Raw genomic sequence first — 24,245 nt, forward strand, 5'->3', positions numbered from 1 at the left:
GACATGGACGATGGGGTTGCAAGGCTCGCATGGGAGACACCTACCGGCGCCTGCAAGCTGCGGGGGGTTGTTCTGGCCCGGTGGGTTCGACTGCTGCCCAGTCGACCGGTAAGGGTTGCGCCGACTGGGGGCCAGAATGCAAATTGGGGTGCAAATTGGGGTGCAAATCGGGCTGGGAAGCCTTTTGGGAATGGCGCGTAAGCCCATTGGGCGAACGGGACTGACGGTCGCCGCGCAATTCCGGGTAAAGCAACGGCTGCAACTCGATCAGTGCTTGCTCATAGACTCGACGCTTGAAATACACTACCTCGCGCAGCGGACTCCAGTACCGCACCCAGCGCCAGGCGTCGAACTCGGGCTTGGAGGAGTGATCGAGGCAGAAGGCATCCTCGTTACAATCGACCCGCAACAAGAACCATATCTGCTTTTGTCCAATGCAGGTCGGCCCGCAACAATGCCGACGGATAAAGCGTTTGGGCAGGCGATACCTGAGCCAGCCACGGGTGGCGCCAAGCAGGGTCACCTGCCGCGCAACCAAGCCGACCTCTTCCTCGAGTTCGCGGAACATGGCCTCCTGCGGCGTCTCGTTGGCCTGAATGCCGCCCTGCGGAAACTGCCACGCATTCTGCCCGACACGCCGTCCCCAGAACAGACGGCGCTCGCCGTTGCACAGAATTATGCCAACATTGGGTCTGAAGCCGTCGCGGTCGATCAAGCCAGGCCACCTCTTGAGAATCTCGCTGGCATTTTTCCATAATTCGTGCGACAGCGGCAAATCGGCGCCGAGATCGGCGATACTCGCGCTCTGGCGTCCAAGATTCTGCTCAGACTGAAGGGGAACCACGTTGCAGCTGACGATTTTTGACCTCGACAACACCCTGCTCGAGGGTGATTCAGATTATCTCTGGGGATGCCATCTCATCGAACAGGGGGTGGTTGATGCGGCCGATTACGAGCGTCAAAACAGCGCCTTTTACGCTGATTATCGCAACGGCTGCCTGGATATCGACGCCTTTCTCGGCTTTTCGCTACAACCCTTGAGCCAGCACTCACTGGACCACCTGCACGCCTGGCGGGACGCTTTCGTGCGCGAGAAAATCGACCCCATTATCCTGCCAGAAGCTCGCGCGCTGATCGAAAAACACCGTGGCGCAGGTGATCGGCTGTTGATCATCACCGCCACCAACCGTTTTGTCACGGCCCCAATCGCCGAGCGCCTGGGCATTGCCGATCTGATCGCGACCGATCCGGAGTTTCTCGAGGGTCGTTATACCGGACGGGTCGCCGGAACGCCCGCCTTTCAGCAGGGCAAGGTGGAGCGCCTGCACCAGTGGCTGCGCGAACAGGGGCTGACCATGCCGAACAGCCGCTTCTACAGCGACTCCATCAACGACCTGCCACTGCTCAGCGCCGTTGGACACCCGGTCGCTGTCGACCCGGACCCGCAACTCGCCGCCATTGCCAGCGAACACGGCTGGCCGATCATTTCCCTGCGCGGCAACCAGCCGCCAAACTGACCAAGGCAATTGCGCGCCCGCGCATCAGTCATCCGCCTGTCATACCAAGCTCATGGTTTTGCAACAAAGGACTGTTAGATTTTCGGGTTCGCCCACCATTTCGCATCCGACACAGCGGGTATGTCTGTCATGGGAGCCACCGCATCAGTCCTGCCAGCAGAGCGCGCCGAGCGCCTGCTGTTTGAATTCGCCGAAGGCGAGGCCGCAGCGCGGGAGGCGCTGGCACTGCGCTACCGCATCTTTGGCTTGGAGCTTGGTGCCAAACTCAAAACCAGCGCCGAGCAGCTCGACTACGACGAGTGCGACCATCACTGCCAACACCTGCTGGTGCGCGAGACCAGCAGCGGACAGGTGGTCGCCTGCGCCCGACTGCTCGATCAACCGGGTGCGCGCAAACTCGGGCGTTTCTACTCCGAGGGAGAATTTGAGCTCGGCCCGATTGCATGGCTTGACGGGCGCCTGCTCGAACTCGGCCGCACCTGCGTGGCGCGCGAATATCGCCAGGGCTCGGCGATCGCAGTCCTCTGGTCTGGCGTGGCAAGTTACATCGCAATGCATCAGATCGACTACCTCTTCGGCTGCGCCAGTATTCCGCTTGGCGAGGGCGACGCCCAAGCCGCCGGGATCATGAATCGCCTGCGCCGACAAGCCATGGCACCTAAGCACCTGCGCGTCACCCCGCGCTTGCCGCTGCGCGTGCAGGGGCAAGACGAACCCAAACTCGATGCCCCTTTGCCACCTCTGCTCAAGGCCTATGTGCGGGCTGGCGCCAAGGCCTGTGGCGAGCCCTGTCGCGACCCGGACTTCCAGGTGGCCGATGTCCTCATGCTGCTCAATGTGTGCGAGCTGAATCCCAGCTACTCGCGCCATTTCATCCACCGCTCGAACCGCCATCGCGGGCACGTCTGACTGCCAATGATCTGGCGAGCACTGCGCGCGATGGAACATCTTCTGACAGGCGCCCTGATCAGCCTGGTCGCGACAGGTCTGCACCTCCTGGGCCAACCGCCGGCCTGGCACCCTCAATTTGTGCGCTGGTGGCACGCTCGGCTGTGTCGCATTCTGGCGCTTGAGATAACCCTCTGCGGTCAACTGAGCGAACGCGCACTCGTGGTTGCCAACCACATCTCCTGGCTCGATATCCCGGTCCTGGGCGCGCAGGGATCAGTTGGCTTTCTGTCCAAGGCCGAGGTGCGCCGCTGGCCGGTCATCGGCTGGATGGCCGCTGTTTCCGGCACAGTCTTCATAGAGCGTGGCGCACATCGCTTTGCCGACGCCATTGCCGCCTTACGCGCGCGCATCGCAGCCGGTTTCGCAGTGGTAATTTTTCCCGAGGGCACCACCAGCGACGGGACCGCAGTCCGGCGGTTTCTGCCCCGACTCTTTGCCGTGGCTCAGCCTGCGGCCGATACCGGTGGTGGCGAAGCCGAGCCGATTCGACTGCAGCCCGTGGCGCTGCGCTATGGGTCGGGTCCGCAGCCAGATACCATCGCTCCCTATATTGATGACGATACCCTGGTTTGTCACCTATGGCAGGTGCTAAAACACCCCGGCATCGCCGTGCGCGTCACCTTCCTGCCAAGCATCGACGCCCGGGGTCAGGGGCGTCGCCAGTTGGCTGATCAGGCGCGCGCAGCAATCCTCAATGCGTTAGAGCGCGAAACGGCCAGCAACATTGGCCGGGCTGGCCACGGAGTGAACCGCTGATGGTCGCGACTGCCAAACCCAGCCGACTGGTGGTAGTGACCGAAACTTACCCGCCGGAGATCAACGGCGTAGCCAACACCATGCACCAACTCGTCACCGGGCTCGAGCGGCTCGGCCATCGCATCGTCCTGGTGCGCCCGCGTCAGTCGGGCGAGCGCCTCGGACTCTCCCTGCCCCCGTCCCAGAACAACTCCGGCACTGCGCAGTTTCTGGTGCCTGGCCTGCCCATCCCCGGCTACAGTGGCCTGCGCTTCGGCCTGCCGGTGGGCGGACGACTGCTCGCGCACTGGAAGCAGTGGAACCCACAGGCGGTCTATATTGCCACCCAGGGGCCGCTCGGGCGGGCGGCGCTCAGCTGCGCGCGCCAGCTCGGGATTCCGGCACTCACGGGGTTTCATACCCAGTTTCACCAATACAGCCGCTACTATGGGCTCGGGCTGCTGATGCGGCCCATTGTCAAATCGCTGCGGCGCTTCCATAATCGAGCCAACGCGACCCTGGTGCCCACAAAAGCCCTGCAAGTAGAACTCGCTCAGGCCGGGTTTGAGAATCTGCGGGTGTTCAGCCGCGGGGTGGATACCAACTTATTTTCCCCCACGCGACGCTGCAACGCGCAACGCAGGGCCTGGGGATGCGAACAGCAAAGCATCGCGGTGCTCTATGTCGGGCGCCTGGCGGCGGAGAAAAATATCGCCCTGGCCTTTGCCGCCTTTGCGACCATAGCCGCGACCGGTAGCGACTGCAAATTTATCCTAGTGGGCGACGGGCCCGAGCGGGAACGCCTCGCCCGGCAGCATCCGGACTACGTCTTTACTGGCGCCCGTGTGGGTCAGGCACTAGCCACCCAGTATGCCTCGGCAGATTTGTTTCTGTTCCCAAGTCTGACCGAGACCTTTGGCAATGTAGTGCCCGAGGCCATGGCCAGCGGACTACCGGTCATCGCTTTTGACTATGCTGCGGCCAGGCAACATATACGCTCGGGCGAGAATGGTATCGTGGTACCGGTGGATGACCGGGATGCATTTATTAAAGAGGCCGTTGACCTGGCGCGGAACCCGGCGCGGCTGCGAGACATTGGGCAGGCCGCCCGCCAGAGCGCAGCCGCCATGGACTGGGAGCATGTGATCAGGGATCTGGAGCAGGATATTCTTGCTCTGGTGGAGCAAAAAGCAACTGCGGAGAAAACCGATGCGTGCCTTGTGGCAACGTCTAACTAAGTTCGATGCCTTCTGGTGCCAGAACTGGCACCGGCGCTCCAGCCAGTATCGGCTGATGCAGCGCGGTTTCGCCATCATCAGCCGGCTTGGTGACGGGATCTTCTGGTACGGCCTGATCGCCTTTTTCGTGCTCTTCGACGGCCTGGACGGGACACGCGCCGGCCTGCACATGCTGGCTACCAGCGTCGTTGTCATGGCTCTGTACAAGTCGCTCAAACACAGCACTCGGCGGGAGCGACCCTGCAATGCCAACATCGGCATCCACGCCGTGGTCGCACCGCTGGACCGCTACAGCTTTCCCTCGGGCCATACCATGCATGCGGTCGCCTTCTCGACTGTCGCGCTCTTCTACTATCCGCATCTGGCCTGGCTGCTGGTGCCCTTGACATTACTCATCGCCGCCTCACGCGTGGTGCTGGGCCTGCATTACCCAAGCGATGTCATTGTCGCCTCCGGCCTCGGCCTCGGCATCGGCTACGGGAGCCTGAAACTGCTGGCCTGAGCAACCCCGCGAGCGCAGCCCAAGCCAACACGCATTTTCAAGGGGTCAACTCACATTCGGCGGGATCAAACCCTCCCGCACCTGGATCCATTCTGGGGTAAAGACAAAGACGCTGATCGCGACCGCATCGCCGCGCAGAATTTTCTCCTCAAGCGCAGGGTCAACATCCACCCGCGCGCTTTGCCACAGCTGCCGCTGCGACGCGCTGACAAATGTCTGATCAGCCGAATCCAGCGCATCACGGCGCTTGAACCTGTGATAATTCGCGCGGTCCTGGGCCAAAATGGCCCTGACAGTGGTCAGCCGCACGCCTTTGGAGTTGAATCGATCCTGATCGGAAATCACGCAATCGTAGAGATCCAGCCCGTCATAGGCATGCGCTTGCAGACTCAACACCAAACAGGCAAGCATAAACAACAAAAACAACGGCCTTTTACAATTTTGCATGCGTTCGACCTCCGTGGGTTTGTTCTCGACTGAGCAATTATTAACGGATACTACCAGCATAAAACCATCGCATGACCGCCTAGTCTGCCGCCCTTCAAGGATCTGACCCGAGCGGCATCCCCTCCACCTTCTGATCCAACTGCAAACGTGCATCAGCGCGTCCGGCAAAGACGCGCAGATCCTCAAAGATCATCTCCCAGCAGCGCGGGCCGATCAGTCCGGTGTCGCCCTCAAGGTGCATGCGCATCAGGATACCGCCGCGCTGGCGCGAGATTTCCAAGGCAATTTCCACCGGACCAGGCTCCTCAGCAGCCGGTTGCACCTGCGCCAGTCGGCCACTTGAGCGGACGTGGATAGCCAGCCTGAGTTCAATGAGATTGGTCGCAAGTGCCGGCGTCCGGGATTCGACCCGGCTCAGCACACAGCCAGGCGTGCGGCAGCGCTCGCGCATGGCGAAGGACAACTCACGCTCCACAAAAACGCCGATGGCCTGCTCGATATTGCGCAGCCGTCGCTCTCCGGCGCGCACCCGTCGCGGATAAAGCGCCTGATCGCGCAATTGCTTTTCAATCGCCTGGCGCAGGCGGTCGTAGGCTTTTGGCAGCGCGCCACTGTGAAAGCCCCGATACAAAATCCCGCGCATGGTCTCGCCATGACTGCCGATCACCGCAGGCTCGAGCGCCTGTTCAATTTGGCGTGCATCGGCTCCGCTCAGGGCAACGCCATGATTCGCCTGATAGAGCTTCCAGTTCTCTTTCAGCTCCCAGACGATAAAACCAAAGAGCCCAGGCAGCAGCAAGATGGTCAGAGTCACCAGAGGAATGGTGATCACGCCCGGCAAGACTGAGCCTGTCAGTTGCAACATAAAGGCGGTAGTGCTAGGCAAGAAGGGCAGCATCAGTTTGTGACCGACAGTGACAACAGGGAAGTGCTTGACCGGGTTGACCTGAGGCTCCACCAGCACCGTGATGTAAAACTGTAGCAGCGACTCGGCAAGCACCCACAGGGGGGCGGCCAGCGCTTTGACCAAGAAGCCGCCGATGGGCTCGTGAAGATGATGCATCAGCCCTTCTTCCACCCGGTGCAGGCCCTGGGCGATACGCCGCATGGCCTCCTTAAAGGCATACAGCAGTTGCTGGATCAGCCCCAACACCAGGGTCTGGTTGATGCGCCTTTGCATCTGAACCAGATAAGTCACCAGATTGTCGATAAAACGCCGCCCGGACGCAGTGTTGCGCGCCAAGGTGCCAAGCGCAAAGGCCAGCCCAAGCAACCAGAAACCGGGCTTGATGGGGACCTCCTCAACCAGCACCGCCAGCGCGATGATGGGCGTCAGTGGCAAGATGCCAAACAGCATGGGCTGGATCAGATTGCGCGCCAGGCTGCGAAACAGGCCAGTGCCGAGCAGCCCGGCAAGGGGTGGCCAATGCAAGAGTCGCCGGGGAGCCTGGATCAGCAGCAGGTCGAACAGAGTCCGGCTGCCGTGCCAGGTGGCCAGCAGCACATGGCGACCAATATCGGTGTACAGCACCAGATTGGTTAGGGTGCCACCGGCGGTGACCGCGAGCAATGTCGCGAAATGCAGGCTGCGATCATACTCCGGCAACATATGCAGCAGCAGATCGACGCTCTTGAGCCCCAGGTAGGTGGCACCGAAGGGCACCAGGATATGCCGCAGAATGGCGCGCCCAGGGCGGGTGCCGAACAGGGGCGCGGAGAGCTGCTGCAAACCTTTAATGTAAAGCTCACCCGGCCGATAGACCCCGGGCAGGGCGTGCGCGGCGGTGCGGTCGAAGCGGTGCAGGCGATCACCACGAAAGAACTCCTCGAGCGTCGGGTCCGGCAGGCGCAGCACATTGCGCGCGACAATATCGCGCACATCGGTAAACTTCAGGTGCCGGCGCTGCTTGATCACATCCAGCAATTCGCCGCGCATCTTGTTCGCGGCAACGCGCTCGCGGTGATTGCGCGGCACAAAGTCGGCCTCACGCATCGCCTGCGTCAAACGCGGCATCAGTTGCTCTTCCAACCGCTGGCTGAAACGCTCGTGCATCTGCTCAAGCAGGCAACCAAAGCGCTCGAGTTCATGCAGCGGCCAGTCGAGGTCGTCCAGGCGCGCGCGCGCGATTTGCAACGAACGCAGACAGTGCAGCGGCGCCTGAAAAGGCAGAATTTCGCGCAGGCGGATATGCCCACGACTCGCCAGCCAGCCCCAAAGGCGCAGCCGATAGTAGTCATCGCGGGTTTCACACAGGACTTTCTGCAGCTGGCTTAGCACCGCGCGCGCGACTGGCGATGCGCTGGCCCCGCGATCTTCCGCCGCCAGACGCTCCACCAGGGTGCCAAGCTGCCCCGCCGCCGCCGGCCGCAGGCCGACTCTGGCGGCCAGTTCGGCAGCCAGGCTCTGTTCGCAGTCACTCTCGCGCGCCGCCAGCCCCTGGCACAGATCACCAGCAGACCCACCGCAGAACTGCATCAGCCGCAGTAGCAGCCGACGCGCATCGGCCAGATGCACCAGCGCGGTGGCGAAGCGTCCCCGCATCTCACTGCGATTGGCAGCTGCCACGGCATGCCGGAACAACCCCAGCCCGGCGCCAAGCCAGACGCGCGAGGGCGAACGGCGCGGGCGATTCTGCAACCGCTCGAAACTGGGCGCGAACAACACCCGCCCAAACAAACGGCTTAAGCGGGCGCTCAGGCTGTCCCACTGGCGGGCGATGAAATCCCGTTTGCGCTTCAGCCGTGAGGCTTCAGTCAGCGCATTGAGACAGCGTGCCTCGAACTCCGCACCCAGGGAGTCCGGTACCGCCTGCTCAAAGACGCGCCCAACCACCGGCGGTGGCGCATGCGCCGCCAGGGCATGCACCGCCCGCTGGGCTGGCTGGTAATCCGGGTCGCGATCACCGCGCGTCAGGCCACCGGGCAAAAGCGGCCAGGGCTCAGGCGGCAGCTCGCCGGGACCGGGCCGGGTTTTTTGCAACAGCGGAGGCAGAATTACTGCCCCCGCCGGAGCACTAAAAGGCGGCGGCAGTTCAAGACCGCTGGCCAGCAGCCAAGCGTCGACCTGCGACCAGTCATGCACCGCCGGAAAACAAAAGGCACGGGACCCAGGTGCGAAATAGCGCAGCCGCACCACCCGGGCGACAAAGCTGCGACAGATCAGGGCGTCATCCCAAATCTGGAGCGTCAAGCCGTCGTGGTCAAGCACCTCACGCAGCTCAGCAAAGCCATGCTCGCCGACCAGGTCTCGCAGCGCCTCAGCGCCAAATTCCTGGTCAGCGCCGGCTTGATCGCGCGCCATCTGCCAGGCGCGGGCAACCTCGGCCTCGAAGGAGCGTGCCCAGTATTCGTGGCGCAGCCGACTAAAGGCCGCTCTATCTGCGCCCTGAGCGCGCGGCGACGGCAGCAACACCACGTAGGGCGGCAGTTTCAGCCCCTCAATGACTGACAGGGCCTCGGGGTTTTCGGTCTCTAGCCCGAACAGAAAGTCCTCGCGTCGCATCAAGTAATAGGGCAACTCGGGAATCGACACCCCATGCTGATGGACGCCAAGCTGCTCCTCGATCAGCCGCTCGATCGCGCGGGCATGGAACAGAAACACACCCTCTGCCGGGTTCAGGACCTCTTGGCGAAAGTCCTTGGCGCTCGCGATGGCATGCCCCATTCCAATGGGCTTGTTGTCAGTCATCGGGTTCTCCGGCGCTCGGCCCAACTGCTGTGCATCGTGATCAGTCTGGCACGCCTGACATCATCGGCTGACTTGCCAGAACGGCGCCGAACGGGGCATGCTTCCTATACCAACCGCAAATGGTTTTCGGTTTTGGGTCGGGTGACGGACACGGGGGTCTCGGCGGCAGGACGCCGCCGGGAAGCCTCCATGGATGGATTCACGGCGTCCCCGGTGGCCGTCACCTGGCCCAAAACAACAAGAAATTCCAAAGAGTTTCGATATATCAGGTTACCCGAGCCGCACTGGTGCGCGGCCCGATTGTCGATCAAGCTTAACAAGCACAATCCTTTTCTGATGCAGAATTCCATTTCTTTCGCCGTCGCCGTTACCTTTTTTCTCTACCTGCTGCTGATGCTCGGCATCGGCCTCTGGGCCTGGCGCCGGACGCATGACTCTGCCGATTACTTTCTTGGCGGGCGCCAACTTGGACCCTGGCCGACAGCGCTCTCCGCCGGAGCCTCGGACATGAGCGGCTGGCTCCTGCTCGGGCTGCCGGGCTTTGCCTTCACCTCCGGGCTGCAATCCCTGTGGCTTGCGGGCGGACTGCTGCTCGGCACCTGGCTCAACTGGTTGGTGGTCGCAAGAGCGCTGCGCCAGTTTACCGCCGAGGCCGATGATGCCCTGACAATTCCTGAGTATCTGGCCAATCGCTTCGGCGACCCGAATCATGCCCTGCAAGCGATCGCAGCACTCTTTATTTTGCTGTTTTTTCTGTTTTATACCAGTTCCGGCTTAGTGGCTGGCGGCAAGCTGTTTGAAACGCTCTTTGGGCTGGATGCCGGTCTCGCCACCGCCATCGGCGCCTTGGTGATTATGTCCTATACCTTGACCGGTGGCTTCCTGGCGGTATCCTGGACCGATCTGGTGCAAGGGCTGCTGATGCTGGCCGCACTGCTGCTGGTGCCGGTCATCGCCATGCAAGCGGACGACGGCTTTCTGGCCATGCAGACCCGGCTGCATGCCGATCATCCTGCACTGATGTCACTCTGGAGCAACGACAAGGGCGAGCCGCTCGGGCTGATCGCCATCATTTCCCTGGCTGCCTGGGGGCTCGGGTATTTCGGTCAGCCGCATATTCTGGCGCGCTTCGCCGGCATTCGCGATCAGCAGGCGGTGCCGGCTGCGCGGCGCATTGCCGTGACCTGGACCGCACTCAGCCTAGCCGGTGCCGTGCTGGTCGGGCTGGCCGGCTTGGTCTGGGTCGACAGCCATCTGGGCGGCGAACTGGCCGATGCCGAGACCATCTTCATGGTGCTGGTCGAGGCGCTCTTCCACCCGATCATCGCCGGTGTGCTGCTGGCGGCCATTCTCGCAGCCATCATGAGCACGGCGGACTCGCAGTTGCTCGTGTCCTCCTCAGCCCTGACCGAGGACCTGTATCGCCAGTTATTTCGCCGGCAGGCTAGTACCAAGGAGATCGTGCTGGTCGGGCGCCTCGCCGTGGTGGCGCTCGCGCTGGTCGCGCTGCTGCTGGCGCTTGAGCCCGACAATAGCGTGCTCGGGCTAGTCGCCTACGCCTGGGCCGGATTTGGCGCCGCCTTCGGCCCTGTGCTGGTGCTTTCGCTCTACTGGCGCGGCATGACGCGGGCAGGTGCGCTGGCTGGCATCATTGCCGGCGGTGTTACCGTGGTGGTGTGGAAAGCACTGGAGGGCGGGATTTTCGAACTCTATGAGATCGTCCCGGGCATCCTGGCCGCAACCCTGGCGGTTGTCATTGGCAGCCGTTTGAGCGCGCCAACGGCACCGGACATTCTCGCGCGCTTCGAGCGCTTCCGCATCGCCAGCGATGCGCCCGCAGCGGCTGGCCGCTAGAGTCGACCGAGTCGCGATGAACCACCCGGCACCAACAACCCCAAACGAGAATCACTGGCAAGACTGGCTCGCCTGGGCCGCCGAAGCCGGCATCCAGTTGCCCGAAGATGCCGAGTTCTGCCGCGCGCGAGAACGGGTCTGGGCCAGCAGCGAGTATGTCGCCCTGAGCGCCGCGCGCCATCCGCAGATTTTTGCGGCCCTTCTCGCTGGCGACGATCTCAAGCGCGTCTATGGGGCCACGGCCATGGCCACCGCACTGCGCGACGCCCTGGCCGGCGTGGACGATGAAGCCGCTCTGACCAGCGCCCTGCGCCAGTTCCGCCGCGCCCAGATGCTGCGCATCATCTGGCGCGATCTGGCCGACTGGGCCAGCCTGGACGAAACCCTGGCGGACTTGAGCGCCTTGGGCGATGTCTGCGTGCGCGAGTCCCTGGCCCTGCTCGAGCCCTGGCTGCATGCCGAACTTGGCAAGCCCATCGGCGAGGATGGCACCCCGCAGCGGCTGATCGTGCTGGCCATGGGCAAGCTCGGCGCCGGGGAGCTCAACTTATCCTCGGATATCGATCTAATCTTTGCCTACCCCAGCCGCGGCCAAGTGCAAGAAGGCCCCCGGTCGCTAACCAACGAACAATTCTTCACCCGCCTGTGCCAGCGCCTGGTCAAGTTGCTCGAAGCGCAAACGCCCGAGGGCTACGTGTTTCGGGTCGACACCCGCCTGCGCCCGTTCGGCGATGCCGGGCCGCTGGCCATGCACTTCGACGCGCTCGAGACCTATTACGAGTCCCATGCGCGCGAGTGGGAGCGCTACGCCATGATCAAGGCGCGGGTCATTGCCGGGCCCACGCAGGCCGGAGCCGAGCTGATGGACATGCTGCGGCCCTTCGTCTACCGGCGTTATCTGGATTTCGGCGCCATCGACTCGCTACGCCATCTCAAAAGCCTGATCGATCAGGACGTGCGCCGCAAAGGCATGGCCGACAACATCAAGCTCGGCCCCGGCGGCATTCGCGAGATTGAATTCATCGGCCAGTCGTTCCAGCTCATTCGCGGCGGACGCGAGCCTGAACTGCAAGTGCGCCCCATTTTGCAGGTGCTCCAATGCCTGAGAGAAAAGGGCCTGCTCGAATCCGAGGTGGTGGCGGACCTGACCGACGCCTATCACTTTCTGCGCCTGACCGAAAATCGTCTGCAAGCCTGGGCCGACCGCCAGACCCACAGCCTGCCGACGCGCGCTGCCGACTGCGAGCGTCTCGCGCAGTCGTTGGACTTCGCCGACTGGCCGAGCTTTCTCGCCCAACTCAATCATCACCGCACGCTGGTGCAACAGCACTTCGACGAGGTGTTTGCTGATCCTGCCAGCGCAGCACCGAACGCCGAAACCGACCTGAGCCGGCTGTGGACTGACCCGCCAGAGGAGACCACCGCCACCGCACAACTGCGCCAAGCCGGCTTTCACCAGCCCGAACGCGCCTGGCAACGCCTGGAGCAATTCCGCCACAGCGTGCAGCGCAAAGGTCTCGGACAGATCGCGCTGCAGCGGCTGAAATCCCTGATGCCATGCCTGCTTGAGCAGATCGCCAGCTGCCAAGCCAGCGCCACCGACGCCGAGGCGTCCCCAGATCTGACCCTCGAGCGGGTGCTCCATGTGCTTGATGCCATCCTTGGGCGCACCGCTTACCTGTCGTTGCTGGTCGAACGGCCCGATGGCCTGAACCTGCTGGTGCGCCTGTGCGCCATGAGCCCCTGGTTTAGCGAGCGCACCGCGCGCGCTCCGCTGCTGCTCGATGAACTGCTCGACGCCCGCCGCCTGTTCGCCCCCCTGCATCGCGCCGATCTCGATGCTGAGCTCGACTCCCTGCTCGGCCCGCTTGCAAGCGACGATCTCGAACAACCCATGGAGCGTCTGCGCCAGTTCGCCCAAGGCAATCAGCTCAGAGTCGCCGCCGCCGACATTACCGGCGCCATCCCGCTGATGGTGGTGAGCGACTACCTGAGCGAAATCGCCGAGGCCGCAGTCACGCGCAGCCTGTGTCTGGCCTGGGATGGTCTGCGCCAGCGCCATGGCGTCCCTGCCGGGCGCGACGCACAACAGAACGGCTTTCTGGTGCTGGGCTACGGCAAACTTGGCGGCATCGAGCTTGGCTACCACTCCGACCTGGATCTCGTCTTTCTCTACGATGGCGAGGGCGCCACAGAGGCCACCGAGGGCGAGCGCCCGGTCACCGCCGCGCAGTTTTATATTCGCCTGGGCCAACGGCTGATCCATATCATGACCACGCCGACCTACTCGGGCGTGCTCTATGAGATCGACATGCGCCTGCGCCCGGACGGCCAGAAAGGCATGATCGCGCGCTCGCTCGACGCCTTCGCCAACTACCAGCGCGAGGAGGCCTGGACCTGGGAGCACCAAGCCCTGGTGCGCGCCCGCCCGGTAGCCGGCGACCCGCAACTAGCCGAGCGCTTCGCCGAGGTTCGGCGCGAAATCCTGCGCCTTAAACGCAACCCCGACAAGGTGCGCGCCGAGGTGCGCGAGATGCGCGCGAAAATGCGCGCCAATCTCGACAAGAGCAATGCACAGCAATTCGACCTCAAGCAGGGTCGCGGCGGTATTGCCGACATCGAGTTTATGGTTCAATACGCCGTGCTGCGCTGGGCGGCACAATACCCCGAGCTGACCGACTGGACGGATAACATCCGCCTGCTGGAAACCCTCAAGCGGCTCAACCTGTTACCCGGCGACGCAGCCGAAGTGCTGACGGAAGCCTACAAGTCCCTGCGCGCCGCCTATCATCGCAATGCATTAAGAGACGCGCCCGGGCGAGTGGCCAACGACCAACTCATCACCGAGCGCGGGCGCGTCGAGCAACTCTGGCGCAGCCTGATGGACGAGACCGCCGCTAACTCAGATGGGGGCGCGAAATGAAACCTGGAGACATCGAAACATGAGCATGGCCGACCGCGACGGCGTGATTTGGTACAACGGCGAACTCGTCCCTTGGCGCGACGCCCAAACCCACGTGCTGACCCACACGCTGCACTATGGCATGGGCGTCTTTGAAGGCGTGCGTGCCTACCAGACCGACCGCGGTGCGGCCATCTTCCGTCTGCCCGAACATACCGAGCGGCTGTTCAATTCCGCGCATATCCTGGGCATGAAGATCCCCTACGACCGCGACACCTTAAACGAGGCCCAGCGCCTCGCGGTGCAGGAGAACAAGCTCGCCTCGGCCTACATCCGCCCGATGGCCTTTTACGGCTCCGAGGGCATGGGGCTACGCGCCGATAATCTACAGGTGCACGTCATCGTCGCCGCCTGGCACTGGGGCTCTTACTTGGGCGAGGACAACATCAAGAATGGCATTCGCGTGCGGGTGTCTTCTTTTACCCGTCATCATGTCAATGTGACCATGTGCCGCGCCAAAGCCAACGGCAATTACATGAACTCCATGATGGCCCTGCAAGAGGCACTGCGCGACGGCTATGACGAGGCCATTTTGCTCGATGCCCAGGGCTGCGTGATGGAGGGCAGCGGGGAGAATATCTTCCTCGTGCGCGACGGACGCCTCTACACCCCGGACCTGACCTCCGCGCTCGACGGCATCACTCGCAAGACGGTGATCACACTCGCCGAGGAAATGGGCCTAGAGGTGGAGGAAAAGCGCATCACCCGAGACGAGGTCTACATCGCCGACGAGGCCTTCTTCACCGGCACCGCCGCCGAGGTCACCCCCATCCGCGAGGTGGACGGTCGCGTAATCGGCAACGGCGGTCGCGGCCCCATCACCGAGAAGCTGCAAAGCAAGTATTTCGAAGTGGTTCAGGGCGGCGACCCCAGCCGCAGCGACTGGCTGAGCCTGGTTTAACCGAAAATACCGAGACCCGTTGAGACATGGCGGCAAATGAATTCCCCATCAAAACCGCAAACCACCCAAGCGCAGCATAAGAAGACCAACTATGGAACACCCAGCACTGCCAATTGGCCCAGACAACCCCCCGCCACCCACCAAACCGGTGACGGCTCCAGAGCCCATCAAGGTCCAGGCTGCTGACCTGCCACTGAGCTGCCCGCGACCCGGCGACGAACTCTGGAACATGCATCCGCGCGTCTACCTACCAATCGACGAGACACCTGATCGCCGTGCCACCTGCCCCTATTGCGGCGCTGTCTATGAACTCGAGGGCGAGGTCAGCAAAGCGCACTGAGCCCAGACCGCCCATCCCGTCCGGGCGTCCATTTGCCTTTCAGCCCGTGCGAAACCCTGCGCTCGGAGTTCCGCCTTCAAGCGCAATGGCTGCCAGTTTCGAGGTCATGCGTTCCGCTTGTTCGACGCGCGGGGCGCCGGGATATTACTCCTCCACTTTGCGAGAGACGTCCAACGCCTGCAACTGGTCGTTTTCAAAAAGATAGAATTTCGTTTCGCAGCCAATCGGGGCGTACAAATCGCCTTCGGCCAAGCCCGGATCGAGAATCAGCAGCCTGCTGTCGAGTTGAAATCGACTCCCGCCGCATGCCGTTGCCGAGGCTCGAATTTTGCCGGTCTCCACATCGACAATCACGACTTGACTACAGCTTGTTCCGCATCCCCACTCGACCACCCGGTATTTCCCCGAAAAGTTGGGTCCCTTTTGAATGCCTTGATTCAGCCTGGTCCGAAATCTTTTCAACTCTGGATGGTTGTCGAAGTCGATAGGCGCCGCGCCCCCCGCGTAGAAAGTCGAAACAGGATACTCGCGAAACATTGACGAATCCTCGAGCGTGTCGGCTCCGTGGGCAGCAGTTAAAAACAGAAACAGGCATCCGGCAATTTTCAACAAATAACCCATAAAATTCTCCCGTTGATATCTTGCGAGTGGCCGTGCGCTTCGCCGGTTGGAGCCAGCGAAACAAACTGCTCTGCGCCAAGGCCGAAAGAGAGAGCAGCCAGACGCAGTTTCTTGGATAATGCGCTCCATGGCTCCGGGTAGGGTTTGCCCAAACCCTGCATCACTGACAGACCGGGAATCCAATGCTCGATTCGCAAACACAGTCTGGCATCCCTCCTGAGGTTCTGCCCCAATTTCCGTCCCCAGCGTCATCCGCTAGAGATACCGATCAAGCAGTCCATCGCGGTGATCAGGTGATCATTAAGCGCCCGGACGGCAGTCAGATCAATGGCCGACTGATCAATTTTGACCCGGAACAAGGGCTGGTGCGGCTCGAGTCCAAAGAGGATCTGCTCGAGATTCATCTTAGCGACATTAAAATCATGCACCTGCCAATCTGGCGGCAATTGGTGCAAGCTACGGACTCCGGCGACCAAAAAGGCCAGCCTGTTAGCATAGACTGTCAGCCCTTTGTCGTTCGCTTCAAGGATGGAGACGAAATGAAGGGGCAGACGGTAGGTTTTTACCATGATCGCAACGGTCTGTATCTGTTCCCTGCCCAGAATCAGACGCGTTACGTTCGCGTTTTTATATCGCAAACGCAGATTGATAAAGAGCACATCGGGCGGCGCACCAAAAAGGTGCAAGCAATGGATTCGATCATGAGTCATTCAGAAATGGGCCAGACACCGAGCGTCCATAAGGGAAATCCCGATCAATCATTGGGAGATTTCCTGACCCAGAAAGCAGTCGTTACCGCTGCCGACCTGAGAGACGCTTTAAGTAAACAGAAGGAGATGCCTTCGGTTCGCCTCGGTTCCATTCTTGTTCAGCAAAAGCTGATCACCGAGGAACAGCTCGAGCAGGCCCTGGCAGAGCAAAAGCAAAGCCGTAATCTTCCGCTCGGCAAGCTACTTGTGGAAATGGGCTTGCTGAAAGAAGCGGACATCCAGCATGCTCTGGCGCGCAAACTCGGCATTCCCTTTGTCAATTTGCAGCGTTTTAAGCTCGATCCTCTACTCTGTGATCTGGTACCGGAGGATCTCGCACGAGAACACAATGTTTTAGCGCTCGACAGCCATGGCGATAACCTCATCATCGCCCTTCCTAACCCGCTGGACTGGCACGCAATCGAGGCCGTGCGCTTCGCCACGGGCAAGCAGATCGAGACGGTCATGGCTCCCCACGAAGCCATCGATAGCATTATCAACCAGGTCTACGGCTCCCGCGGGCTAGAGGAGTTGACCTTCGATGAAGAAGCGCACGGAGAGGAGGAAGATAACAGCAACGATGCCGCCACGCAGGATCATGTTGTTGTCCGCCTTGTTAATAAGCTCATTGTTGACGCCGTGAGCCTTGGTATTTCCGACATCCACATTGAGCCGCAACTCGACAAACATCCAAGCCGGGTGCGCATGCGTCGCGATGGACAACTGATCCAGCACGCGGAGTTTCCAAGCAATCTAAACCGGGCAGTGGTCTCACGAATCAAGGTCATGGCAGCGATGGACATGACCAGCACCATGAAGCCCCAGGACGGCAAGATCGATTTCAGCCGCTTTGGCAAATTGAAGCTCGAACTGCGTGTCGCGACAATCCCAACGGTCAACGGGCGCGAAGATGTTGTCATGCGCCTGCTGCAGCGCGGCGATCCCATCCCCTTGTCGGCGATGAAACTCACGCCCGAGATCGAAAATAGCCTGAACACACTGATTCACCGGCCGTTCGGGATGTTCCTGGTCTGCGGACCGACAGGCTCCGGCAAGACCACCACGCTGCACTCGGTGCTAGCTGAGTTGAATTCGACCGAACGCAAAATCTGGACGGCCGAGGACCCGGTTGAAATCACCCAGGCGGGCTTGCGCCAGATGCCGATCGACGCCCGCAAAGGTGTCAACTTCGCCACCGCCCTGCGCGCCTTTCTGCGTGCTGACCCGGATGTGATCATGATCGGCGAGATGCGCGATGACGAGACAGCGCAAATGGCGATCAAGGCATCGTTGACGGGCCATCTGGTCCTCTCCACCCTGCATACCAACACGGCTCCGGACAGCGTGGTTCGCCTGCTGGACATGGGCATGGATCCCTTTAACTTCGCCGATGCTCTGCAGGGCATTCTTGCTCAACGCCTGGTGCGGCGGCTGTGCGAAAACTGTCGGGAGCCCTATGTCCCTGGCGAGGACGAACTCACTACGCTAATGGATATCTACTTAAGCGACTTTGCCCCGAGCGACGATCCTGAACTCGCACCTCCAACCCGCAAGGATCTGATGCAGGATTGGCGCAAAAGGTTCGCAGGCGAGGACGGCGCGCTACACCTGTTTCGCGCCAAGGGCTGCCCGGAATGCAACGACACCGGATACAAAGGGCGACTTGGGGTCCATGAGCTTTTGGCGTCGAGCCGGCGAATTCGAGGTCTCATCGCAATGCACGCGAAAGTCGCCGAGCTTCGCATGCACGCGATGAGCGAGGGGATGCGCACCCTGCGCCAGGACGGCATCTTCAAGGTGCTGGCCGGCGCGACCGATCTCGCCCAGGTCAAGACCTTAAGCGCTGACTGATCCAACGCATTACAGCATGGCATTGGCCTCGGCCACCAGGTCCTCGATCATGACTTCAAGCTCAGCGAGCTGGATTTCCTTAAGCCCCAACGCCTGAGCCTCTGCGGTTGCGCCCAGCACCATGTCTGGATGCTCTTCCTGCCCAACGCCCAGTTTGCGGCAGACAAGATCGAGCAAGCGCGTCACGGCCATGATGGAATCGGTTTCATCGAATGTGTCCTGATGATGGTCGCGGGCAATCAGGGCGTAGAGCTTTGGCAACTCCCACTTCAACATCAGGCGGTAGCCCATGTCCTGGTGCATGACCTCGAGCACCTCATCGATCAAGACGTCGGTGACAGACACATCGGCGTCCTCTATCAGTTGATCGAGCACCTTGAGCAGAAACAGTTCTCCGATATCGTGCAGCAATCCGCTTAGGAAGGCTGACTCCGCTTGATCACGACGCCCGACTTTCTCGATGATCCAGCGCGAGCCAGTCGCGCAAACATAAGCCCGTTCCCAAAGTAAGACCAAACGTTTGGTGATTGTCTCGTGCTTGGACTGATAGGCCATCAGCTGCGCGGCCATCATCGCCATGCTGGCAACCTTGTTGATGCCGAGCCTCAAGACGGCACCGCTCAGAGTATCGACCTGCCGCAATCCGCCATAGAAAGAGGAATTTGACACCTGCAAAATCCGGCTGGTCAGTGCCTGATCCTTCATGATGAGGTCAGTCACGTCTTTCATGGTCGCAGTTTCGGACTCTTTGAGTTTCTGCAATTCCAGCGCAACGCGATTGAATACCGGCAAATGCTGGCTATCCGAATCGAAACGCTCGTCGATCAACTCCTTTAAGGACATTTCACTCATTGTCTTGCTCGTTCTTGCCGCAGCCACGAATGCCTTGGGGCGGCCCGACTCACCCCGGACTCAGACGGCTTCGTGCGTTGCCGCGATCTTCAATGTGTTTAGTTTGCGTTGGCGACTGGCCAACGCGGCGAATCATGCACTCGGTGACGGACCGTCCGGAACTCGCTAACTCTTCACCGCGCCCACCATGGCAATCACCTCTTGGTATGAACGCGGACGCCCAATGCGCGGCAAATGCCCCAGTACTTCCTTTATGCTGATCAACCCCTGAGCCGCCTTGGCCAACCCGTCTTCCATGAGCGTGACCAAGCCTGCGGACTCGATGCTGAGACGACGAATCTCGCTCGAGGAACGCCGATTCAGCACGGCATCCTTGACACTATCGTTCGGCAGCAGCAGTTCAAATACCCCGGCCCGTCCGGCGTAGCCAGTAAAATTACACTGCCGGCAGCCACGACCGATGCGAAACTCTCCGCCGGCCGCATCAGCCTGGGTCCAGCCGATGCGTTGCAGATCGTGCGGAGTAGGCTGATAACTTTCAGCGCAGTGGTTGCAAACCTTCCGCAGCAGCCGCTGGGCAAGCACCGCAACGACTGTCGATGAGATCAGGAAAGTTTCAATGTCCATGTTCATCAACCGCAACAAGGCACCGATGCTGTCTTCCGTGTGAAAGGTCGAGAGCACTTTGTGGCCCGTCAGCGCGGCTTGAATGGCCGATTCAGCCGAAAACTTGTCGCGAATCTCGCCAAGCACGATCACATCCGGATCCTGACGCACCAAGGCACGCAATGTCTCGGCGAATGTGAGATTGATCTTGGGGTTGACACTACACTGGGCAATCCCTGCAATGACGTATTCGACCGGGTCTTCTGCGGTTGCGATACTCGTCTCAGTGTCGTTGAGCTTATTCACGCAACCATAGAGGGTAGTGGTCTTGCCTGACCCGGTGGGGCCAGTGACAAGAATGACCCCGCTCGGCAATTCGAGCGCGTGATCATTGAAACGCTCAAGCATCCGCGGTGCGATGCCGGATTCTTCAATATCCAGCAACTCGGCCTTGCGGCTGAGCAGCCGCAGGACGATCTTCTCGCCAAACACCGTGGCGAAGAAGGACGCGCGAACATCGCAGCGGCGCCCGGTGCTTGGATCGTTGAATTGAAATCCACCATCCTGGTGGCGCCGACGCTCGGCGATATCGGCCTTGGACAAAACCTTGAGCCGGCTGGCAATCGCAGGTGCCAACTCGTGGTCAAGATCGCTGAAGACCATCAATACACCGTCAATGCGAAATCTGACCCGAAGAGAATTGGGCCACGGCTCGATATGAATATCGCTCGCGCCCTTGTCAAGCGCGCTGATAATGAGTCCGTCAACATGACGGGTGATATCCGACTCGTTGGTTTCGCTCTTGCGCTCTTTGGCATGCTGCCGACTTGCCTCATAGGCCCGCAGCGCGTCGTCAAGCGCGCGGCGGGTGGCGAAAGCTGGAACCACACGCCCAAAGGCTGCTTCAGCGCCATGACGCGCCGCTGAATCCAGAGGATCACCAAAGACCACGAGCACGGCATCGCCTTCGCGTCGCAGCGGGATCGCGCTCAACCGCCGGCACCAATCGGGGGTTACTTTCTCCAACAGCTCCTTGTCAAGCTGCGAAAAGGACGGCGCCTCGACCTGAAAATTGAGCTGATCCGCCAACACTTCGATCAGCCGCTGCTCGGTAATCAGACCCATGTCGAGCAGAATCTCACCGAGGCGCTTGTCTTTGAATTCTGGCTCCGATTGCGCGTCCAGCGCTGCACGCAGATCGCGCGGCTTCAGGTACCCAAGCTCGACCATCACATCGCCAAGCTGAATCTTGGCTCCACTGTCGCGCAAAACCGCGCGAAATTCGATGGGATTGAGATACCGGAGTTCGGTCAGGACCCTGGTCAGCGGGTAATCCTCGCCCAGCTTGCCATGCACGCGCCTGGCGTGATGCAGCTGTTCGGGATTGATCAAACCGACATCAAGCAACAGCCGAGCGACTTCATCCGCAGGCGAAGCGTTTTCTTGCTGTTCCATCTGTGGTTTCTGCTGTGGTTTCTGCCGTGGGTTCTGTTGCTCTTGCAACTCAGTATTCACCGCCAACTCCAATGCTACCCGCTCAACAGAAGGTACCAATCACAATGCGTTCTCGGTTTTGGGCCGGCCAGCGGTCGCGGGGTTCGCAGCGGCATCCCTGATCCGATCTAGGGCCGCCGAGACACCCGTGACCGTCACCCGACCCAAAACCAAAAACCATTTGCGATTCGGATAACTGCTTAGAACATTCAACTCGAAGGCCGATACCCCGGCGCGATCCTGCCACAACATAGCGACCATTGGTCGACGACTGAAAGCGACCAGTCGACTTGCTGACGTACTAATGCAGTCTAGCAAAATCCGCTTGCAAAATCCGCTTCGCTCTATTGAGCGTTCTGGCGCGCTATTGTGGCAGATAGGTGGCAATGAGTGAAACTGGCGCGCCAGCAGGGTGGCCCGAATCTGGGCTGCATGCGGTGTTTGAGGATTCCCTGCCGGATGCCTGGGGGCGCGCACTGCTGATTCGGCAACATCGCCTGAGCGCAGAGGTATCGACTCAATGATTCAGCGCCCGAAAGCGCAGAAAGAAATTGCGCTTTAGGAGATCAAATTCCTGTTCGAGCTGGAACCCGGCAGATTCGACCTCCGCGATCACCTGCTCGCGCCCGGCGCGCACATGGCCCTGCACCCAGGCCGAGGCGATGCGTGGATCGGTGCGGAAATCGATGATGACCAGGCTGCCGCCCGGTCGGAGCGCACGCCGCATGGCCTCAAGCATTGCCTGCGGGAACTCGAAGTGGTGATAGGTATCGGCGGTGAAGATCAGATCAACACTGTCGTCCGCCAAGCCCAGGCTGTGTTGATCGTTCGTGACTGTGACGAGTTGATCCAGCCCTGCCTGTGCTGCGCGCTCGGCGATCGCTCGGGTAAAAGGCTCTGAAATATCCACGGCATAGACTCGCCCCGTCGGCCCCACCGACTGCGCGAACAACAGACTGAACAAGCCGCTGCCCGCACCAACATCCGCCACCGCCTGACCGGGCTTGAGCGCCAGCGCCTTGAGGATTGTGCGGCGCTGATCGTAGAGTTCGCGCCCATCGCGCTCGAAAGTCTCGCGCCAGAACTCGGGATCCGCGTCCAGGTAGTAGCCGTTGATGCTCGGGCTCAGCACGCGCCCGGTCTCCTCGACCTTGCCCTGCTCGGCTGCGGTTGCAGCGCCCAGCATGCTGGTCACCAAGGCGAGCGCCGTTAGAATCGGCCAGCGCATTGCCGGCCTGTTTGTGTTCCCGCTTGTTTTAAAGTGTTGCAATGGATGTTCTCCTGCTTGCTGGCTCAACAACGACTTGCCCACTGGACATCTAAGCCCTTTTGCGACGACTCTCGAAACATGTTCGTCAAGGTAGTATTTGATTCTTTGAGTCATGCAGCTCTATTCTGGTTGATTTTGCTTGCAAGCTTCGATGGTGTGGTTTTGCGAAGCGCATCAAGAAACTCCCTACCATCATTGATGGTTTGATCGATTTCTGAACGGTGGTCAAAATAATAAGCGAGTGCCGCATGAATATCTGAAAGGCTTAGATCGTATTCCGTTGCGATTTCATCCGCGCTTTTTCCCATTCGATCATGCCAAATTACAATATCGCTGACAGTAATTCGGTGCCCAGCAATTCGTGGTTTACCGCCGACTATCCCCGGCGTAACATCGATATGTTGATCAAGAGTTCCCATAGAATAGCATCCCGTGTTATTGATTTGTCTTATTAGTGATCGCGAATCGCCAAGCTCACCGTGCGCACTCCGCTCCGGCACTTCGCTCCGTGCCAAGTCCCGAGCGATCATGCAGGGTGAAATCCATACTGAACTTCAAAACGGTACTTGGCATCTGCTGTACTCACCTGGATGATTCGATCAAATCTTCGCCCATTGTTTTGTGACTGTCAGCTCGCTTGGTTTTTTATTTCAGATTGACGGCCCTAAAAGAGCACCTGAAAAGTCGCGACCCCTCAGAAGACCAGGCACTTCTGTGCGCCGCTGCCTTGCGTCTGGAATTTGGGAAACTGGGCGAGGATGTGTCGGCGCTCAGCCGGTGTTGAATACCCGAGTTTTGCAAGCGCTTGGCCGACCTCCGAGGAACTGTAACCGCCTCCTGGTTGTTTCTGGCAGTTTGCTCGCACATATGCCACGGCTGCGGCGACCTCTGTTTTGACGGTGTCTGACGGTGCTGACTGAAGTGGGGTTGGGCTCGGCGCGGTTCGCGCTCCTGTTGGCGTTACCGTGATCACTGGCTCCCTTGAAGACTCGATTGGGCTGGGAAGCAAGAGGGTTAATAGATTGGTGCGTCGTGCCGTTGGCACTTCGCCGTCGGAATAAGCGACAAACAGGCGCACGCCAGAGCGTTTGATCTGCTCCGCCGCGTCAAGCAAGAGCGTATCGCGCGAGACGATGACCACACGCGTCTGGTTAAGCCGGTGTTCGGCCATCCCCTCCCCCAGGGCGAGGATCAGCGCAATATCCGCAGCATTGGGGCGACAGGGGACGGAGAGATTCTCGATCGGCAGGTCAGGGATCTGTTCCCGCAGGGCGTTGATCCAGGATTCGTTACGGTTCGCCTTGTTGTTACCCGCCACGATAACAAGGGCGATGTGACCCCCGATATCCTGTTGCAAGACTTCGACAAGCGCGGCAGCGCTATGAGCGGATTGATTGTCCGCGTCGATATAGAGCGCAAACGCGATCCGATCACGCTGTGACGAACGGCCATCTGGGTTGTGCGTGTAGGCATCAGCGCTCAAGGCATCGTTCATCGCAGTTCCCCGGCAAAGCCATTTCCAGAAAATACGCTTTGCACTCCACTGTGGCCTCGGTTATCCGTTGATCAATGTTCGTCAGGCGCGGACGCACGGCCGGGCGCATCACGCCTTAACCCGGTTAACGGTGCAGTCCTCAATGAGTGTTGCTACCATCCGCATCACAAGC

Annotated in this window: 19 protein-coding genes and 2 pseudogenes; 12 read left to right on the forward strand and 9 right to left on the reverse strand. The window is 60.6% G+C overall.

Translation table 11 applies throughout. The annotated features are described in order from the left end of the window. Positions 1–202: 202 nt before the first annotated feature. A pseudogene (locus tag Thiofri_RS24355) lies at positions 203–715 on the reverse strand (RNA pyrophosphohydrolase); the annotation flags it as partial. Positions 716–845: 130 nt separating this feature from the next. Here Thiofri_RS24355 and Thiofri_RS24360 point away from each other — a divergent pair. From Thiofri_RS24360 to Thiofri_RS24380, 5 genes are all read left to right on the forward strand, one after another. Further along, a complete protein-coding gene (locus tag Thiofri_RS24360; protein ID WP_009149345.1) occupies positions 846–1,517 on the forward strand; it encodes a histidinol-phosphatase in 672 nt (223 codons plus the stop codon). Positions 1,518–1,646: 129 nt separating this feature from the next. Then, complete coding sequence (locus Thiofri_RS24365; RefSeq protein ID WP_009149346.1) at positions 1,647–2,426, forward strand: GNAT family N-acetyltransferase; 780 nt, start codon at positions 1,647–1,649, stop codon at positions 2,424–2,426. Between the two features lie 30 nt (positions 2,427–2,456). Then, positions 2,457–3,224, forward strand: a complete 768-nt coding sequence (locus tag Thiofri_RS24370) for a lysophospholipid acyltransferase family protein (protein WP_009149348.1) — start codon at positions 2,457–2,459, stop codon at positions 3,222–3,224. Then, complete coding sequence (locus tag Thiofri_RS24375) at positions 3,224–4,441, forward strand: glycosyltransferase family 4 protein (protein WP_009149349.1); 1,218 nt, start codon at positions 3,224–3,226, stop codon at positions 4,439–4,441. Before Thiofri_RS24370 ends, Thiofri_RS24375 begins: the two co-directional genes overlap by 1 nt. Next, entirely contained in the window at positions 4,413–4,943 is a 531-nt protein-coding gene (locus Thiofri_RS24380) for a phosphatase PAP2 family protein (protein WP_009149350.1), read from the forward strand. The genes Thiofri_RS24375 and Thiofri_RS24380 overlap by 29 nt, the downstream gene beginning before the upstream one ends. A gap of 45 nt (positions 4,944–4,988) precedes the next feature. Here Thiofri_RS24380 and Thiofri_RS24385 read toward each other — a convergent pair whose 3' ends face one another. After that, a complete protein-coding gene (locus Thiofri_RS24385; protein ID WP_009149352.1) occupies positions 4,989–5,390 on the reverse strand; it encodes a hypothetical protein in 402 nt (133 codons plus the stop codon). A 94-nt stretch (positions 5,391–5,484) separates the two neighbouring features. Further along, a complete protein-coding gene (locus Thiofri_RS24390) occupies positions 5,485–9,078 on the reverse strand; it encodes a hypothetical protein (protein ID WP_009149353.1) in 3,594 nt (1,197 codons plus the stop codon). A gap of 336 nt (positions 9,079–9,414) precedes the next feature. Here Thiofri_RS24390 and putP point away from each other — a divergent pair, with 336 nt between their 5' ends. From putP to Thiofri_RS24410, 4 genes are all read left to right on the forward strand, one after another. Then, a complete protein-coding gene (putP, locus tag Thiofri_RS24395; protein WP_223296742.1) occupies positions 9,415–10,932 on the forward strand; it encodes a sodium/proline symporter PutP in 1,518 nt (505 codons plus the stop codon). Between the two features lie 16 nt (positions 10,933–10,948). Then, positions 10,949–13,855, forward strand: a complete 2,907-nt coding sequence (gene glnE / locus Thiofri_RS24400; RefSeq protein WP_009149357.1) for a bifunctional [glutamate--ammonia ligase]-adenylyl-L-tyrosine phosphorylase/[glutamate--ammonia-ligase] adenylyltransferase — start codon at positions 10,949–10,951, stop codon at positions 13,853–13,855. Positions 13,856–13,874: 19 nt separating this feature from the next. Then, the gene (locus tag Thiofri_RS24405; RefSeq protein WP_009149358.1) at positions 13,875–14,795 is read left to right on the forward strand and encodes a branched-chain amino acid transaminase; all 921 of its coding nucleotides are present in this window, start codon (positions 13,875–13,877) and stop codon (positions 14,793–14,795) included. 91 nt (positions 14,796–14,886) lie between these two features. Further along, the gene (locus Thiofri_RS24410; protein ID WP_009149360.1) at positions 14,887–15,135 is read left to right on the forward strand and encodes a zinc-finger domain-containing protein; all 249 of its coding nucleotides are present in this window, start codon (positions 14,887–14,889) and stop codon (positions 15,133–15,135) included. A 144-nt stretch (positions 15,136–15,279) separates the two neighbouring features. On the opposite strand, the gene Thiofri_RS24415 is transcribed toward Thiofri_RS24410, so the two are convergent. Further along, positions 15,280–15,756, reverse strand: coding sequence for a hypothetical protein (locus Thiofri_RS24415; RefSeq protein WP_009149362.1), 477 nt, complete (start codon positions 15,754–15,756; stop codon positions 15,280–15,282). A 182-nt stretch (positions 15,757–15,938) separates the two neighbouring features. On the opposite strand from Thiofri_RS24415, the pseudogene Thiofri_RS24930 reads away from it, so the two are divergent. Beyond that, positions 15,939–16,349: pseudogene (locus tag Thiofri_RS24930) on the forward strand (hypothetical protein); the annotation flags it as partial. Positions 16,350–16,457: 108 nt separating this feature from the next. Beyond that, positions 16,458–18,356: a GspE/PulE family protein gene (locus Thiofri_RS24425; protein WP_190275818.1), complete on the forward strand. Its 1,899-nt coding sequence runs from the start codon at positions 16,458–16,460 to the stop codon at positions 18,354–18,356. 9 nt (positions 18,357–18,365) lie between these two features. On the opposite strand, the gene Thiofri_RS24430 is transcribed toward Thiofri_RS24425, so the two are convergent. Beyond that, complete coding sequence (locus tag Thiofri_RS24430) at positions 18,366–19,208, reverse strand: HDOD domain-containing protein (RefSeq protein ID WP_009149365.1); 843 nt, start codon at positions 19,206–19,208, stop codon at positions 18,366–18,368. Between the two features lie 165 nt (positions 19,209–19,373). Further along, positions 19,374–21,269, reverse strand: a complete 1,896-nt coding sequence (locus tag Thiofri_RS24435; RefSeq protein WP_040856996.1) for a GspE/PulE family protein — start codon at positions 21,267–21,269, stop codon at positions 19,374–19,376. Between the two features lie 425 nt (positions 21,270–21,694). Here Thiofri_RS24435 and Thiofri_RS24440 point away from each other — a divergent pair, with 425 nt between their 5' ends. Next, entirely contained in the window at positions 21,695–21,832 is a 138-nt protein-coding gene (locus Thiofri_RS24440) for a hypothetical protein (protein WP_323705764.1), read from the forward strand. On the opposite strand, the gene Thiofri_RS24445 is transcribed toward Thiofri_RS24440, so the two are convergent. The 3 genes from Thiofri_RS24445 to Thiofri_RS24455 all read right to left on the reverse strand — a co-directional run bounded on the left by Thiofri_RS24445 (position 21,826) and on the right by Thiofri_RS24455 (position 24,073). Then, positions 21,826–22,536, reverse strand: a complete 711-nt coding sequence (locus tag Thiofri_RS24445) for a class I SAM-dependent methyltransferase (RefSeq protein WP_009149369.1) — start codon at positions 22,534–22,536, stop codon at positions 21,826–21,828. The genes Thiofri_RS24440 and Thiofri_RS24445 overlap by 7 nt on opposite strands. A 152-nt stretch (positions 22,537–22,688) precedes the next feature. After that, positions 22,689–22,997, reverse strand: coding sequence for a DUF433 domain-containing protein (locus Thiofri_RS24450; protein WP_009149371.1), 309 nt, complete (start codon positions 22,995–22,997; stop codon positions 22,689–22,691). A 275-nt stretch (positions 22,998–23,272) separates the two neighbouring features. After that, entirely contained in the window at positions 23,273–24,073 is an 801-nt protein-coding gene (locus Thiofri_RS24455; RefSeq protein WP_009149373.1) for an NYN domain-containing protein, read from the reverse strand. Positions 24,074–24,245 lie beyond the last annotated feature (172 nt).

The sequence above is a fragment of the Thiorhodovibrio frisius genome (assembly GCF_033954835.1).
Lineage (GTDB): Bacteria > Pseudomonadota > Gammaproteobacteria > Chromatiales > Chromatiaceae > Thiorhodovibrio > Thiorhodovibrio frisius.